Origin of the sequence: Enterobacter sp. HG048 (assembly GCF_024702055.1) — a bacterium.
GTDB classification, from domain to species: Bacteria; Pseudomonadota; Gammaproteobacteria; order Enterobacterales; family Enterobacteriaceae; genus Enterobacter; species Enterobacter dykesii.
Map to the genome: position 1 here is coordinate 13238 of NZ_JANLIZ010000016.1, position 14976 is coordinate 28213.

The window sequence follows — 14976 nt, forward strand, 5'->3', positions numbered from 1 at the left end:
GCTAGTGGGCGCTGTGTTTGTAATGAAAAACGGGCAGCCCGAGCTTCAGACGCAGCGCCAGCATGCGGGCCGTAAAGCCAAACAGCAGCGTCGAGATGACCACCACATCATGGTTTGAAACGTAATGCTGCAGAGCGATATAAAGTACTGCTGCCGCAAAGGAGATGCCGGCATACAGCTCTTTTTGAAAGACCAGGGGGATGCGTTTGCAGAACATATCGCGCAGCACACCGCCGAATACGCCCGTGACCACGGCGGCGATGGTGGCGATAACCGGTCCTTCCCCCATATCGAGCGCGATTTGCGCGCCAATGATCGAAAATACAATCAGCCCCAGCGCATCAAGCACCAGGAACAGGCGGCGAAGATGGGGCATAACGGGCGCCACGATGGTGGTTAACACGGCGGCCGTTGCCACGATAATCACGTACTCAGGGTGTTTAACCCAGCCGAGCGGGTAATGGCCAAGCAGAATATCGCGCACGGAACCGCCGCCCAGTGCGGTCGCCGTAGCAATAATGATCACGCCGAAGGTGTCCATACGGCGACGCCCGGCGGCAAGTGCGCCGGTCATGGCTTCTGCGGTGATGCCAATGAGATAAAGGATGTGAAGCAGCATATACCCTCCGGTGTGAACGCGGGGAGGTTAGCGATTTGTGCGCAAGATCACGATTGAGATTTTCTAAGGCGAGCCAGTTTGCCCTATAAATTTTTATCAAGCTCTATAGAGAAAGCTTTATGAAAGGCGGTAAAGCGACAAAATGGGCGTTGAAATGGATTAGAAATAGTAATGGGTGGTGCATTCGACACCACCCGAAAGGCATTACTCAATGTTCTGGATCTGCTCGCGCATCTGTTCAATCAGCACTTTCAGCTCAATCGCTGAATTCGTCACTTCTGCATTGATCGATTTAGACGCCAGGGTGTTCGACTCGCGGTTGAACTCCTGCATCATAAAGTCCAGACGGCGGCCCACAGCTTCTTTCTTCTTCAGAATGTTGTAGGTTTCTTTAACGTGCGCTTCCAGACGGTCCAGCTCTTCAGCGACATCAATACGCTGCGCCATCAGCACCAGCTCTTGTTCCAGACGGGTGTTTTCCAGCTGAACTTCCGCTTCTTCCAGTTTGGCGACAAGGCGCTCGCGCTGCCATTGCAGCACTTCTGGCATATGGGTGCGGACTTTCGCTACTTCGGTGCTCACGCCTTCAAGGCGCTGCTCAATCATCGCTTTCAGCGCCTGGCCTTCGGTTTCGCGGGCAACGATAAAGTCGTCCAGCGTGCCGTCGAGGGCTGCCAGGATTTCAGCGGCAATGGCATCCAGATCCTGCTCACCGGCCGCCATGACGCCAGGCCAGCGCAGAATATCAACCGGGTTAATTTCGCCTTCATCGCTCTGCATTTTGACCCAGTTCGCCGCATTCACGAGCTGTTTCGCCAGTTTTTCGTTGAGGATGAGCTCGCCCTGTGCGCTGGCATCAGGCTCAAAGCGCAGGTTACATTCCACTTTCCCGCGCGTCAGACGCGTACGGATACGTTCACGTACAACAGGCTCAAGGCTGCGGAACTGCTCCGGCATACGGAAATACGTTTCCAGGTAACGCTGGTTTACCGAGCGCATTTCCCATGTGGCGCTGCCCCAGCTACCCTTGATTTCACGCCGGGCGTAGGCGGTCATACTGCGGATCATAGACATTCCCGTTTTTAAAGGAGAGATGGGGGGATTATAGCTTTCGGGGGCTTCTCAGGATAGGAATAAGCGTCCTTTATCCGTATAATGCGCAGCCACATTCGTTTCAAGCCGGAGAATCCATCATGCGTCCATCAGGTCGTAGCGCCAACCAGGTGCGTCCCGTCACCCTGACCCGTAACTATACAAAACACGCTGAAGGCTCCGTGCTGGTTGAGTTTGGTGACACTAAAGTGCTGTGCACCGCCTCCATCGAAGAAGGCGTTCCGCGGTTCCTGAAAGGTCAGGGCCAGGGCTGGATCACCGCAGAATACGGCATGCTGCCGCGTGCGACCCATACCCGTAATGCTCGTGAAGCGGCAAAGGGTAAGCAGGGCGGCCGTACCATGGAGATTCAGCGTCTGATCGCGCGTGCGCTGCGCGCCGCCGTTGACCTGAAAATCCTTGGTGAATTCACCATCACGCTGGACTGCGACGTGATTCAGGCAGACGGCGGTACGCGTACGGCGTCGATTACCGGCGCCTGCGTGGCGCTGGCCGATGCCCTGAACAAGCTGGTTGCGGCCGGTAAGCTGAAAACCAACCCAATGAAAGGCATGGTTGCGGCGGTTTCTGTAGGTATCGTTAACGGCGAAGCGCTTTGCGATCTGGAATACGTTGAAGATTCCGCAGCCGAAACCGACATGAACGTGGTGATGACCGAAGATGGTCGCATCATTGAGGTACAGGGCACGGCGGAAGGCGAGCCGTTCACCCACGAAGAGCTTCTCTCCCTGCTGGCGTTGGCCCGAGGGGGAATCGAATCCATTGTAACGACGCAGAAAGCGGCGTTAGAAAATTGATTTTAAAGGCGACCAATGAGTCGCCTTTTTTTTGCCTGTAAGACAGAAAAACCTAAGGAGCAAATCCATGAAATCGTATCAGCGCCAGTTTATTGAGTTTGCGCTTAACAAGCAGGTACTTAAGTTTGGCGAATTTACGCTGAAATCAGGGCGTAAGAGTCCCTATTTCTTCAACGCCGGGCTGTTTAATACCGGGCGCGATCTGGCACTGTTAGGCCGTTTCTATGCCGAAGCGCTGGTGGATTCCGGGATTGATTTTGACCTGCTGTTTGGCCCGGCCTATAAAGGCATTCCAATTGCGACCACCACCGCGGTGGCGCTGGCGGAACACCATGACCGCGACGTGCCGTACTGCTTTAACCGCAAAGAGGCCAAAACCCATGGCGAAGGCGGGAATCTGGTCGGCAGCGCGCTGCAGGGCCGCGTCATGCTGGTCGATGACGTGATTACTGCGGGTACGGCGATCCGTGAATCGATGGAGATTATTCAGGCCAACGGTGCGACGCTTGCTGGCGTGCTGATTTCTCTGGATCGTCAGGAGCGTGGTCGCGGTGAAACTTCCGCTATTCAGGAAGTCGAACGCGATTACAGCTGTAAAGTGACGTCGATTATTACCCTGAAAGATCTGATTGCGTATCTGGAAGAGAAGCCTGAGATGGCGGACCATCTGGCAGCGGTAAAAGCGTATTGCGAAGAGTTCGGGGTGTAATTAAATCGCCCGGTGGCGCTACGCTTACCGGGCTTACGGATTACTGCAACTGAGCAGCCACTAACGGCCAGCGGGCGTCAAAATCGTCCGTTGGACGGTATTTGAATTCGCTACGCACAAAGCGGGAGAGCATCCCTTCACAAAACGCCAGTATCTGGCTCGCCAGCAGCGTCTCATCGATGGTGTAACCTTCGCCTTCACGCATTTTCTTTTCGCGCAGTACCTGGCGCAGCTGCGCTTCAATACGTTCGAAAAGCTGGTTAATGCGGCCCTGCAGTCTGTCCTGTTCAAACATCAGCGCGTGGCCGGTGAGAATGCGGGTTAAGCCCGGATTGCGTTCACCGAAGCCCAAAATTAACAGCACAATCAGACGCAGACGCGCGGTGGTGTCTTTTTCGTCTTTCAGAATCAGGTTGATGCGCGTAATCAGGCTGTCTTCAATAAACTCGATCAGACTGTCGAACATCCGGGTCTTGCTTGGGAAATGACGGTACAGCGCCGCCTCAGACACGCCTACAGAGGCGGCCAGTTTAGCGGTGGTGATGCGTTGACTGCCATCGCTGGATTCAAGCATCAGAGCCAGAGATTGAAGTATTTCTTCGCGACGATTCCTTTTCGCGGTTTGTTTTTCTGCCATGTTACAAAATACCCCTGAAAATAAGCACTTGCCAGGCTGGCATCCACACAGCGACCGCAAACGGGCGTTTGCGGTTTGTTATTGCATTATGACGCTGTGAGATACGTGTCTTTCGGGCCGTTATTTGCGCCCGGAATGGCCGAAGCCGCCTTCGCCACGGTCGGTGGCGTCAAAGTCTGCCACCAGGTTAAATTCTGCCTGTACCACCGGTACAAAGACCATTTGTGCGATACGCTCGCCCGGTTCAATGGTGAAGCTGTCCTGGCCGCGGTTCCAGACGGAAACCATCAGCTGACCCTGGTAGTCGGAGTCGATCAGGCCCACCAGGTTACCCAGCACAACGCCGTGCTTATGGCCCAGACCAGAACGCGGCAGGATCACCGCTGCCAGAGACGGGTCAGCAATGTGAATTGCCATGCCAGTTGGAACCAGGGTAGTGGCACCCGGAGCCAGTTCTACGGCGTCATCGAGACAGGCGCGCAGGTCAAGACCGGCAGAACCGGAGGTGGCATAGGTTGGCAGCGGGAATTGCTCGCCAACACGCGGGTCCAGAATCTTAACGTCGATTTTTTTCATCATAACGGGTAACGATCTCGTCCAGTAATTGTTGGCCCAGGAGTTCCTTGCGCTCAAGCGGTAAGACTTTATCTCCATCCTGCCAGAAAAGGTGCAGTGCGTTGCTGTCGCTGTTAAATCCTTGTGTGGCCAGCGATACGTCGTTCGCGCAAATCAAATCGAGGTTTTTGCGGGTACGTTTTTGCCGGGCATATTCTTCCACATTATTCGTTTCTGCGGCAAACCCAACAACGTATGGACGATGGCTTTTTAGTGCGGCGACACCGGCAACAATGTCCGGGTTTTTCACCATTTTTAGTGTTAATTCATCGCCTTGCTTTTTAATTTTAGCCTCGGCGATCGTTTCGGCACGATAGTCTGCGACGGCCGCACAGCCGATAAAAATCTGCTGGCTTTGCGCATGTGCCTGCACGGCGGCTTCCATCTCCAGCGCGGTGGTGACGTCGATTCGCTTCACAAACGCAGGGGTAGGCAGCGATACCGGGCCGCTCACCAGCGTGACGTTCGCGCCGCGCTTCGCCGCTGCGGCGGCAATCGCAAAGCCCATCTTACCGGAGCTGTGATTGGTGATATAGCGCACCGGGTCCAGCGGCTCGCGCGTAGGGCCCGCGGTAATCATGATGTTGAGATGTTGCAGATCGTTGACAGGCGAAAAATGGGCTGCGGCCATATCAACAATCGTCAGCGGATCAAGCATGCGACCCGGGCCAAGGTCGCCGCAGGCCTGGCTGCCGCTGTCCGGACCCCAGATAAGCAGGCCGCGTGAGGCCAGCGTCTCCAGATTGTGCTGGGTGGCCGCGTTACGGTACATCTGCTGGTTCATGGCAGGAACGACGGCAACAGGCGCAGGCGTGGCCAGACAAATGGTGGAGACCAGATCGTTGGCCATACCGGCCGCCACCCGAGCGATTAAATCAGCCGTGGCGGGGGCGAGGATAACCAGGTCTGCCCATTTACCCAGCTCAATATGGCCCATCGCGGCTTCGGCGGCCGGATCGAGCAGGCTGTCAGATACCGGGTATCCTGAAACGGCCTGCAGGCTCAGGGGAGTGATAAAGGCTTTACCGCCTTCGGTTATCGCGACCCGCACGTCAGCTCCGCGCTCGCGCAGACGACGCACCAGCTCCGGCGCTTTATAGGCGGCAATACCGCCGCTCACGCCAAGAACGATTTTTTTACCGGCCAGGCTCATCATGATTCTTTCCTGTTGGGTTTCACCAGAGAGCGGGCATTTTATCACAATCCCCAAAGTGGAGTGATTTTGTCCTTCGACCACTTTGCGAGGCGCTACGCAAGAACGCAACGTGGCCGTCGAGCGACGGATTGGCCTGTGGCAGCATGAGGTTAAAAAGGGGAGAAAGAGCATGGAAGAAGAGGATGAGGAGCTGCTGCCGCGCGAAAAACTGCTGCGCTATGGCGTCACCCTGTTAAAAGACGATGAACTGTTAGCGCTCTTTTTACGTACCGGAACGCCCGGAAAAACGGTATTTACGCTGGCAAAAGAGCTGATAGCACATTTCGGTTCGCTGTACGGTTTACTGACCGCCGATCTGGCGCAGTTTAAGCACGTTGAGGGGATTGGCGTGGCGAAATATGCCCAGCTGAGGGGCATTGCTGAACTTGCCCGCCGTTTTTACAATGTCCGCATGGAGAAGGAAGATCCGATCCTGACGCCAGAAATGACGCGCGAATTCCTGCAAAGCCAGTTAACCGATATTGAACGCGAGATCTTTATGGTGATCTTTGTCGATAACAGAAATCGGGTGCTGAAACATAGCTGTCTCTTTGCGGGCACGTTGAGCCACGTTGAGGTGCATCCGCGTGAAATTGTGCGGGAAGCGATAAAAGTGAATGCAGCGGGCGTGATCCTCGCGCATAATCACCCCTCTGGCTGTGCAGAACCGAGCAGAGCGGACAAAGAAATCACCGAACGCATTATCAAATGCTGTCAATTCATGGACATTCGTGTGCTGGACCATCTGATAATTGGCCGCGGTGAGTACATTTCTTTCGCAGAACATGGCTGGATTTAGGCTATTTCTCGCGATCCATCGGGATCTTTGTCTGTTCGGGACTTGAGCACACCGCCGAGTCAGCGTATACTACGCCACCTTTGAGAATCTCGGGTTTGGCATTTGGGCCTGGCAATCGAGAGTTCACTTAGAACTATGCGATGACCGGGCTGTAAAGCCTGACGAGGCGCCGATACCCCATACGAAGCTCGAGCTAATTTGATTTTTGGAGAATAGACATGTCCCGAGTCTGCCAAGTTACTGGCAAGCGTCCGGTGACCGGTAACAACCGTTCCCACGCACTGAACGCGACTAAACGCCGTTTCCTGCCGAACCTGCACTCTCACCGTTTCTGGGTTGAGAGCGAGAAGCGTTTTGTCACCCTGCGCGTATCTGCTAAAGGTATGCGTGTAATCGATAAGAAAGGCATCGATACAGTTCTGTCTGAACTGCGTGCCCGTGGCGAAAAGTACTAAGTACTTAAAGAGGAAATAAATCATGGCTAAAGGTATTCGCGAGAAAATCAAGCTGGTTTCTTCTGCTGGTACAGGTCACTTCTACACCACCACGAAGAACAAACGTACTAAGCCGGAAAAACTGGAACTGAAAAAATTCGATCCAGTTGTACGCCAGCACGTACTGTACAAAGAAGCTAAAATCAAATAATTTTAGTCTCCTTGTATCGAAAAACCCCGCAACTGCGGGGTTTTTTGCATTCTGTATCTCAACGGAGGAACCATGCCTGAATTACCTGAGGTAGAAACCAGCCGTCGCGGCATTGAGCCCCATCTGGTCGGCGCGACGATTCTTCACGCGGTGGTCCGCAATGGACGTCTGCGCTGGCCGGTGTCCGATGAGATCCATGCCCTGAGCGATAAACCCGTCCTTAGCGTACAGCGTCGCGCGAAATACCTGCTGCTGGAGCTGCCCGACGGCTGGATTATTATCCACCTGGGGATGTCCGGGAGCCTGCGCATTCTTACCGAAGAACTGCCTGCGGAAAAGCACGACCATGTCGATCTGGTGATGAGCAACGGCAAAGTGCTCCGTTACACCGACCCACGGCGCTTTGGCGCGTGGCTGTGGACGAAGGAGCTGGAAGGACATAACGTGCTGGCGCATCTGGGCCCGGAGCCGCTCTCAGACGCGTTTAACGCGGAATACCTCAAGGCGAAGTGTGCGAAGAAGAAAAGCCCAATTAAGCCCTGGCTGATGGATAACAAGCTGGTGGTCGGCGTGGGGAATATCTACGCCAGCGAATCGCTGTTTGCGGCCGGGATCCATCCCGATCGGCTGGCCTCTTCGCTGTCGGCGCAGGAGTGCGAGCTGCTGGTTCGGGTGATTAAAGCTGTATTGCTTCGCTCGATTGAGCAGGGCGGGACAACGTTGAAGGACTTCCTGCAAAGTGACGGCAAGCCGGGCTATTTTGCCCAGGAGCTGCAGGTATATGGCCGTAAAGGCGAACCGTGCAGAGTCTGCGGCACGCCCGTTATTGCCACGAAGCACGCCCAGCGCGCCACGTTCTACTGCCGTCAGTGCCAGAAATAGGGTTACTTTAGCTTTTCCATCAGTGCATGGTGGACGTTAGTTGGCAGGAAATGGGTGACGTCGCCGTGATGACGCGCCACCTCTTTTACCAGTGTGGAAGAGATAAACGACCACTCTTTGGAGGGCATCAGGAACACGCTCTCCAGCTCCGGCATCAGGTGGCGGTTCATGTGCGCCAGCTGCATCTCATACTCGAAGTCTGCCACCGCGCGTAAACCGCGGATCAGAATATTGGCCTGCTGAGCGCGGGCGAAGTTTGCCATCAGGTCGCTAAACCCGACCACCTCAACATTCGGCAGGTGCGAAATGGCATCGGTGGCGAGCTGTACGCGCTCGTTGAGGTCAAACATCGGCTTTTTGCTGGGGCTGGCGGCAATGGCCAGGATCACCTTGTCGAACATGCACGCCGCACGGGTGATGATATCAAGATGACCGTTGGTGATCGGATCGAAGGTACCCGGATAAATCGCTTTTGTGCTCATGACTCACGTTTTCTCTGAGTAGCCGCGGCAGAGCGCCCACAGCTCGGTGTATTTGTTGAAAGTATACTGGGCATTCACTACCGCGAGTAACCAGCCCTGCTTGCCGTCCAGGACGCCACCACGCAGCAGCAGCGTTTTCAGGAACGCGCCCAGCGTATGGGTGAAGATACCCGTCAGCGAGGCCTTCTTGCCGCGCTGGTGACGCTCCTGCGCCCATGCGGTGGCATAGTTGAGCTGTTTACGCTGGAAGCTGGCGAAATCACGGCAGGTCAGGTGCAGCAAATCGCCCGTCAGGGGAATGACCTGAGCGCTATCGCAGCTCAGGGATTCATGTACCAGATTGTCGTTGTACTGATACCGCTCGCGCTCGTAGAGGCGCATCACGCGGTCAGGATACCAGCCGCTGTGACGCATAAAACGGCCAAGGAAGTAGTTGCGGCGGGCAATGCTGTATACGGCGCCAGGCTGGGGCGAGGAAAGCACTGCCTGAATGGCCTGCTGAAGCTCCGGCGTGATGCGTTCGTCGGTGTCGAGCATTAGCACATAATCGCCCGCGGCATATTCCTGCGCGCGCTGGCGCTGAATGCCATAACCTTGCCAGTCAGTGTTGGTATAGATTTTCGCGCCTGCAGCGCGGGCGACGTCCACCGTGTTGTCCGTGCTGCCGGAGTCAAGAATGACTATCTCGTCAGCCCAGGCAACCGACGCCAGGCAGTCCGGAAGCAGATCGGCGGCGTTTTTGGCGATCATGACGACCGACAGACGCGTTGACATCAGTGGCTCCGCTGGGGCAGATAAGGTTGCAGAAGCTGCAGCAGACGGGTCAGTGCGCCCTGGTTCTGGTGCAGCACTTCGACGGCATGACGCCCGTACCACAGGCGATAATCTTCGTCAGTCAGAAGGGTCGATACCTCTTTGACCACCGAATCTGCATCGGTCACGGTAATTAAACCATCGGCCTGCTGTAATTTCGCGCAGATATCTTTGAAGTTAAACGTGTGCGGCCCCATCAGTACCGGAATGGCGTGGGCTGCCGGCTCCAGCGGGTTATGGCCTCCGCGTTCGACCAGGCTGCCACCGACAAACGCCAGGTCAGCAATGCCGTACAGCAACATCAGCTCGCCCATCGTATCGCCAATCACCACCTGGGTGCTGCCGGAAGGGATTTCACCACTACTGCGCAGCGTGAAGCTGAAGCCGCCTTTCTGAACCATTTCACGGGCATCTTTAAAACGCTCCGGATGGCGAGGCACGAGGATCAGCAGTAAATCAGGGAATTTTTCCAGCAGCTTGCGGTGAGCCTGCAGGATGATCTCTTCTTCGCCATCATGGGTACTGGTCGCAATCCAGACCTGACGACGCGGGGCCCACTGGCGACGCAGCGTGATGGCTCGGGCGGCGAGCTCAGGGGTAACGGAAATATCGAACTTCAGGCTGCCCGTTACCGCAAGCTGGTTGCGTTTCAGGCCCAGAGAGATAAAGCGCGCTGCATCTTCTTCGTTCTGCGCGGCAATCAGCGTGATTTTGCTCAGCAGGCGACGCATAAATATACCCAGCTTGCCGTAACCTTTCGCCGAGCGCTCAGAGAGGCGCGCGTTGGCAATGACCAGCGGAATTTTACGGGCATGCAGAGCGGAAATCATGTTCGGCCACAGTTCGGTTTCCATCACGATCACCAGCTTCGGGCGCACGGTGTTGAGGAAACGATTCATGGCGCAGGGCAGATCGTAAGGCAGATAGACGTGCTGCACGTCTTTACCGAAAGCGGATAACGCGCGCTCCGAGCCGGTTGGCGTCATCGTCGTGACGGTGATTGGCAGCGAAGGGTAGCGGTGACGCAGGGCGCGAACCAGCGGGATCGCCGCCAGCGTTTCACCGACAGAAACGGAATGCAGCAAAATACCGTCCGGTACGACTTTATTGCGGCAGAAGCCATAGCGTTCAGCCCAGCGTTTACGATACGCAGGCGCTTTCCGGCTACGAAGCAACAGTCTCAGCCACACCAGTGGCTGAATGATGTAGAGCAGAGCGGTATACAACAATTCCAAGCGATTATCCGTTTTTTTAGTTTCGGCGGGCAAATTCTAAGCATTTAGGCCAGGTAAAGCTATCTCTTATGCCAGATACCGTTTCAAACGGAAATAACGTCGACCCAGCCGCCAGCGCAGACGCGGGCTTTTTGCACTTTTCCAGATGAGTTTCCAGATGCCTGTTTCGAAGAACTCTTTAATAATCATTGATTTCTTCTTCTCATCCTTCATGTTGTCGAAGGTGTGAATAATGCCCAGTCCCTCTTTGGCAATTTGCCAGTGGCAGGCTGGGATCCCTTTCACTTTATCCGGGTAGCGCTGATTGATGGCGTCGAGCATCTGCAGGATTTTCATGTAGTGACGCGCGGAACGAATCAGCGTGTCGTCATTGTCCGGCATATGGGACACCGATGCAGAGTGAATGTAGTAATCGTAATAACGTTCACTGGTGTACTGAACCCGCTCTGCCGCAAGCAGCACTTCGGTGGTCCACGGAATATCCTGATGGCGCAGGCCGGGTTCGAAATGGAAACTGTGTTTACGGATAAAGTCGTGGCGATAGATGTTCAACCAGGTGACGTGAAGGAATTTACGAGAGTCCAGCGCCATTTTTAACCACGCAGGGCCAGTCATAACCCCTGTCGAAGCCAGTTTGTCTTCAGGGAAGATCGGACGTGAAGGTTTCTTGTTGTTTTCCCAGACGTAGTTCCCGTTACAGGTGGCGACATCCAGATCCTGCGTGACGGCCATATCCAGCAGGCGCTGGTACATGCCGGGTTTAAAGACATCATCAATATCCGGGAAAGAGAGATATTGACCGGTTGCAACGGCCAGACCGGTGTTACGCGCGATGGATACGCCCTGGTTTTGCTGTTCTATGACCTGCATCTGCGGCAGTTTTTCTCGCCAGTTTTCGACGATCTCCATCGAGCGGTCAGTAGAGCCATCATTGACAATGATGACTTCCATGCTGTCTATGCGTTGATTGACAAGGCAGGTAAAGAACTGATCCAGGAAAGCTTCACCGTTATAAACGGCAACCACCACGCTTAACAATGGGGCTGAATTTTGCATAAGAAACCTGATTATTTTTGATTGTCGACCAGAGCAATATATTGCTGGCAAATGGCATTGATACCGAACGACGCGATGGTTGCATCGCCAACGACCGGCGGGGCGGTATAAATATCCGCCAGCGTTTTTGCCAGTGACTCGTCATTTAACTCTGCCAGCCCGCGCGCTAAAGCGCCGGTGAGGATTTCGGCGGGGCCTCCGGGGCAATTTGTACTGACCGGTGGCGTCTGGCAGATAATGGCTTCGACCAGCACATTACCAAAACCTTCGCAGTCAGAACTTAACACTAAAAGGCGTGCCCCTTTAATCCAGGGATAGGGATTGGACTCGAACGGGCGGAAAACCGTTTTGTTTTCAATACCCAGCTCGGCAGCAAGCTGCTTGAGTTTTTGAATTGGAGCGTCAGATCCATTGCCCATCATGACCAGCGTTGTGTCAATTTTACTCAGGGCGAACGCACGTAAGAGTCGGTCGTGGCGTTTGTGCTCATGGAAGCGGCCAACATGAATAATGTAATCCTTTCCCTGCATCTCGAAGGGCGCATCCGCCAGACGCTGAATTTCAGGAATATCGAAAGGATTATGGATAACCGCTTTGCGTCGAAGATTGAGCGCCAGCGTCTCGGAAAGATCTTTCAACACGGCGCCTGAGACGGCGACAACGTTGCGGTTTTCGTAGGTATGACGGATTTTAAGATGTTTAAACCAGCGCGAAAGTCCGCTGCGATGGCGAAGATAGGAAAACGAGAACATGCCGTGCACGCAGAACCAGACTTTGTCACGTTCCAGCGCGCGGCAGTGCGCCACAATGCGGTCTGTTTTGTGCAGGTGAGAGAACACCACATCAAATTTGCCGCTGCGCTCAGCTCGCTCAATCGCCTGATCCAGAAGTTGGGCGCGGCGTGGGATTTCCGTCAGCTTTCGCCACGGTTTTTTACATGTGTCCTGAACAACCTGATAATCGATGCCTTCCGGGATGGCGTAGTCGCACACTTTCCGCAGAGAGAATAGAGAGACCTGATGCCCCATTTCTATTAATCCACGGGAGAGTGTAAGAACCGTTTTTTCGGCTCCTCCACCGGGTAAACCATCAATAATCATTAGGATGCGCATTTTTAATCCAGTAATTTTTGATAAAGCGTAATAAGCTGACTTGATAGTTTTTCGGGAGTGGCGTCTTTTACACGTTCACGTGCCGCTCGTCCCATATTGTTATTTTTTTCCAGTGAAGGAATGGCGGCTACCGCTTCCTTCAATGTACTGATATCAAGTGCGTCACAATAAAATCCGTTCTGGCCTTGTTGAATAAACTCTGCACCACCGCAACTCTCTGAAGTAATGACGGGCAAGCCGCAGGCCATCGCTTCAAGAATGACGTTAGGAAAGGGATCATACAGCGTTGGCAACAGTAAACCATCGGATAGCTGATAAAAAGGCAGAGTTTCTTTTTGTACCCCCAGGAAACGGATTTGCCCCTCGCAGCCTAACGAACGGGCGAGGTCGCGATAACGACGTTCTGCTTTATCTTGCCCAACCACAATCAGGCAGGCTGATGTTCCAGCGATAGCGCGTATGGCGCTGGCTAATCCTTTTCGTTCAAACCCTGAGCCTACGAAACAGAACACAACGGCATCGGCTGGCAAACCAAATTGTTGGCGCAGCATCGCACGCTGTGCCTCCTGGGCCGGAACGAAGCGGCTGGAATCAATAGAATTATAAATCACATGAATTTTATTTGCGTCAATATCAAAGTCTTCAACGATTTCGCGTTTGATCATTTCCGCATTACAGATTACGGCTTTTAACTCAGGCGCCTGATACATTTCCCGTTCCGCACGCATCACGTAGCGGTGATAGCGGTCATACATCAGCATTTGCGCACGCCAGGCAGGTAAAATGCGCGCGCGCTGCAGCAGCCAGCGACGATGCACCCCATCACCCGCGCGATAGATATCACAACCCGGGATGCGCTCATGGCTTTGAACAATATCAAACTGCTGTTGCTGCCACAGCGCGCGTGCGGCCTGTGCAAATCCGCGTTCCCGACTGATGCGACCCCATTTTTGAGGGTTGCAAATGTGGATATGCCAGTCGTCTTGCTTCTCTCCCTGCCACTCACGCGTGATGACGTTGAGCTCAAGGTTCTGATTGCTCAGCGCGGTGAGAGCGCGCGAAACGAAGCGTTCCGCTCCGCCATCAGGGCGATATTTTTGGCGAACAATGGCCAGACGATGGTGTTTCATGACAGATATCTCCTTGCGGCGGAGACGACAGCATCAACGGGAATGGCGTCGAGATAGCGTTCTTTCGTTTTGGTATCAATGGCATCCGGATCGGGTAGCGGGCCGTAATTGCCGGCCCAGATGACTTCACCGTTGACTTGCCATGGAGACCAAAACGTGAGTTTAGAAGGACCAAACAGCGCCACGCAGGGCGTCTGCAGCGCGGCGGCCATATGCATTGGAACGGAGTCAACGCCAATAAAAAGACGCGCATGATCGATAAGTGAGGCCAGCTGGCGCAACGTCAGCTGGCCCGCCAGCGAGACGACTCCCGTCTTTGGCGAGGCGGCGAGAATGCGATCGATCATCGCCAGCTCTTTTTTATCCGGCCCCGCGGTGAGCACAACCGTATGACCATCCTGCTGCAATGCAGTAATGGTTTGCGCCATTTTGTCTTCGCTCCAGCATTTAAAGAACCAGCGGGACGTCGGCTGGATCACAATGTAGCTGTCGCCCACACCCGTCTGCGTCAGTCTTTGACGGGCATGATCCCAGTCTTCGGCGGTATAGGCCATGGTGACGGCAGGCCGCGGCGCGACCGGTAATGGTGCCAGAATGGAGAGATTCTGTTCGACCGTATGCAGGGATTTGTGGCCGTCGACAGAGACCAGATCGGTGTGACAAAAACGCCAGAAGGCGCTGTTGCGTTTGTTAAACGCGAATCCGAGGCGAACGGGGGCACCGGTGAAGCGGGTGACGATCGCGCTACGCCATTGATCGGCAAGGTTAATGACCAGATGATAATGCTGATTTCTTAACGCACACAGCAACTGCCACTCTTTTTGAAGATGCTTCAGCGTGCCCAGCTGTTTCCATTTGCGATCGATTCCATAAATTGTACCGATCGCTGGATGCGCGGCGAGCATATCGCGCGTTTCTTCATACAGCAGGACATCAATCTGCGCCTGCGGCCATTTTTGACGTAACGAATCAATGACGGGAGTGGTCAGCAACATGTCGCCATGATGGCGGAGTTTGATCAGTAAAATGCGCAAATCAGGTGTGTCAGGTAAGTTATTCATCATCATCTTATCGGCGTTGTACTAATGGCAATTCTAATAGACCTGATAGCGACTTGCACTCTTTCTCCATAATCTC

Annotated in this window: 18 protein-coding genes; 6 read left to right on the forward strand and 12 right to left on the reverse strand. The window is 54.3% G+C overall.

The features are described from left to right. Nucleotide 1: 1 nt before the first annotated feature. On the reverse strand, nucleotides 2-619 hold the full coding sequence (locus NUX24_RS17080; protein WP_023334014.1) for a trimeric intracellular cation channel family protein: 618 nt from the start codon (nucleotides 617-619) through the stop codon (nucleotides 2-4). A gap of 204 nt (nucleotides 620-823) precedes the next feature. Then, on the reverse strand, nucleotides 824-1687 hold the full coding sequence (locus NUX24_RS17085) for a YicC/YloC family endoribonuclease (protein WP_023309886.1): 864 nt from the start codon (nucleotides 1685-1687) through the stop codon (nucleotides 824-826). Nucleotides 1688-1812: 125 nt separating this feature from the next. Between NUX24_RS17085 and rph the strand changes: the two genes are divergently transcribed. Next, complete coding sequence (gene rph / locus NUX24_RS17090; RefSeq protein ID WP_010426431.1) at nucleotides 1813-2529, forward strand: ribonuclease PH; 717 nt, start codon at nucleotides 1813-1815, stop codon at nucleotides 2527-2529. Nucleotides 2530-2596: 67 nt separating this feature from the next. Beyond that, on the forward strand, nucleotides 2597-3238 hold the full coding sequence (gene pyrE, locus NUX24_RS17095; protein ID WP_257833025.1) for an orotate phosphoribosyltransferase: 642 nt from the start codon (nucleotides 2597-2599) through the stop codon (nucleotides 3236-3238). A gap of 40 nt (nucleotides 3239-3278) precedes the next feature. Here pyrE and slmA read toward each other — a convergent pair whose 3' ends face one another. The 3 genes from slmA to coaBC all read right to left on the reverse strand — a co-directional run bounded on the left by slmA (nucleotide 3279) and on the right by coaBC (nucleotide 5643). After that, a complete protein-coding gene (slmA, locus tag NUX24_RS17100; RefSeq protein WP_010426428.1) occupies nucleotides 3279-3875 on the reverse strand; it encodes a nucleoid occlusion factor SlmA in 597 nt (198 codons plus the stop codon). Nucleotides 3876-3995: 120 nt separating this feature from the next. After that, nucleotides 3996-4454, reverse strand: a complete 459-nt coding sequence (dut, locus tag NUX24_RS17105; protein WP_257833027.1) for a dUTP diphosphatase — start codon at nucleotides 4452-4454, stop codon at nucleotides 3996-3998. Further along, complete coding sequence (gene coaBC / locus NUX24_RS17110) at nucleotides 4432-5643, reverse strand: bifunctional phosphopantothenoylcysteine decarboxylase/phosphopantothenate--cysteine ligase CoaBC (protein ID WP_257833119.1); 1212 nt, start codon at nucleotides 5641-5643, stop codon at nucleotides 4432-4434. Before coaBC ends, dut begins: the two co-directional genes overlap by 23 nt. A gap of 172 nt (nucleotides 5644-5815) precedes the next feature. On the opposite strand from coaBC, the gene radC reads away from it, so the two are divergent. The 4 genes from radC to mutM all read left to right on the forward strand — a co-directional run bounded on the left by radC (nucleotide 5816) and on the right by mutM (nucleotide 8011). Further along, entirely contained in the window at nucleotides 5816-6484 is a 669-nt protein-coding gene (gene radC / locus NUX24_RS17115) for a DNA repair protein RadC (RefSeq protein ID WP_023309889.1), read from the forward strand. A 218-nt stretch (nucleotides 6485-6702) separates the two neighbouring features. Next, the gene (rpmB, locus tag NUX24_RS17120) at nucleotides 6703-6939 is read left to right on the forward strand and encodes a 50S ribosomal protein L28 (RefSeq protein WP_002436699.1); all 237 of its coding nucleotides are present in this window, start codon (nucleotides 6703-6705) and stop codon (nucleotides 6937-6939) included. Nucleotides 6940-6961: 22 nt separating this feature from the next. Further along, a complete protein-coding gene (gene rpmG, locus NUX24_RS17125; protein ID WP_003024094.1) occupies nucleotides 6962-7129 on the forward strand; it encodes a 50S ribosomal protein L33 in 168 nt (55 codons plus the stop codon). 72 nt (nucleotides 7130-7201) lie between these two features. Then, nucleotides 7202-8011 carry a bifunctional DNA-formamidopyrimidine glycosylase/DNA-(apurinic or apyrimidinic site) lyase gene (mutM, locus tag NUX24_RS17130; protein WP_023309890.1) on the forward strand — a complete coding sequence of 270 codons (810 nt, stop codon included), beginning with the start codon at nucleotides 7202-7204 and terminating at the stop codon, nucleotides 8009-8011. Between the two features lie 2 nt (nucleotides 8012-8013). Here mutM and coaD read toward each other — a convergent pair whose 3' ends face one another. The 7 genes from coaD to rfaQ all read right to left on the reverse strand — a co-directional run bounded on the left by coaD (nucleotide 8014) and on the right by rfaQ (nucleotide 14906). Next, on the reverse strand, nucleotides 8014-8493 hold the full coding sequence (gene coaD / locus NUX24_RS17135) for a pantetheine-phosphate adenylyltransferase (RefSeq protein WP_063408583.1): 480 nt from the start codon (nucleotides 8491-8493) through the stop codon (nucleotides 8014-8016). Nucleotides 8494-8496: 3 nt separating this feature from the next. Beyond that, on the reverse strand, nucleotides 8497-9267 hold the full coding sequence (locus NUX24_RS17140; protein WP_257833031.1) for a glycosyltransferase family 2 protein: 771 nt from the start codon (nucleotides 9265-9267) through the stop codon (nucleotides 8497-8499). Beyond that, complete coding sequence (waaA, locus tag NUX24_RS17145; protein ID WP_257833033.1) at nucleotides 9267-10541, reverse strand: lipid IV(A) 3-deoxy-D-manno-octulosonic acid transferase; 1275 nt, start codon at nucleotides 10539-10541, stop codon at nucleotides 9267-9269. Before waaA ends, NUX24_RS17140 begins: the two co-directional genes overlap by 1 nt. A gap of 66 nt (nucleotides 10542-10607) precedes the next feature. Beyond that, the gene (locus tag NUX24_RS17150; protein WP_257833035.1) at nucleotides 10608-11597 is read right to left on the reverse strand and encodes a glycosyltransferase; all 990 of its coding nucleotides are present in this window, start codon (nucleotides 11595-11597) and stop codon (nucleotides 10608-10610) included. An 11-nt stretch (nucleotides 11598-11608) separates the two neighbouring features. Further along, nucleotides 11609-12709 (reverse strand): glycosyltransferase, encoded by a 1101-nt coding sequence (locus NUX24_RS17155; protein WP_214577289.1) that lies wholly within the window; start codon nucleotides 12707-12709, stop codon nucleotides 11609-11611. Nucleotides 12710-12711: 2 nt separating this feature from the next. Beyond that, nucleotides 12712-13839, reverse strand: a complete 1128-nt coding sequence (locus tag NUX24_RS17160; RefSeq protein ID WP_257833036.1) for a glycosyltransferase family 4 protein — start codon at nucleotides 13837-13839, stop codon at nucleotides 12712-12714. Further along, a complete protein-coding gene (gene rfaQ / locus NUX24_RS17165; RefSeq protein ID WP_257833038.1) occupies nucleotides 13836-14906 on the reverse strand; it encodes a putative lipopolysaccharide heptosyltransferase III in 1071 nt (356 codons plus the stop codon). The genes NUX24_RS17160 and rfaQ overlap by 4 nt, the downstream gene beginning before the upstream one ends. Between the last annotated feature and the right edge of the window lie 70 nt (nucleotides 14907-14976).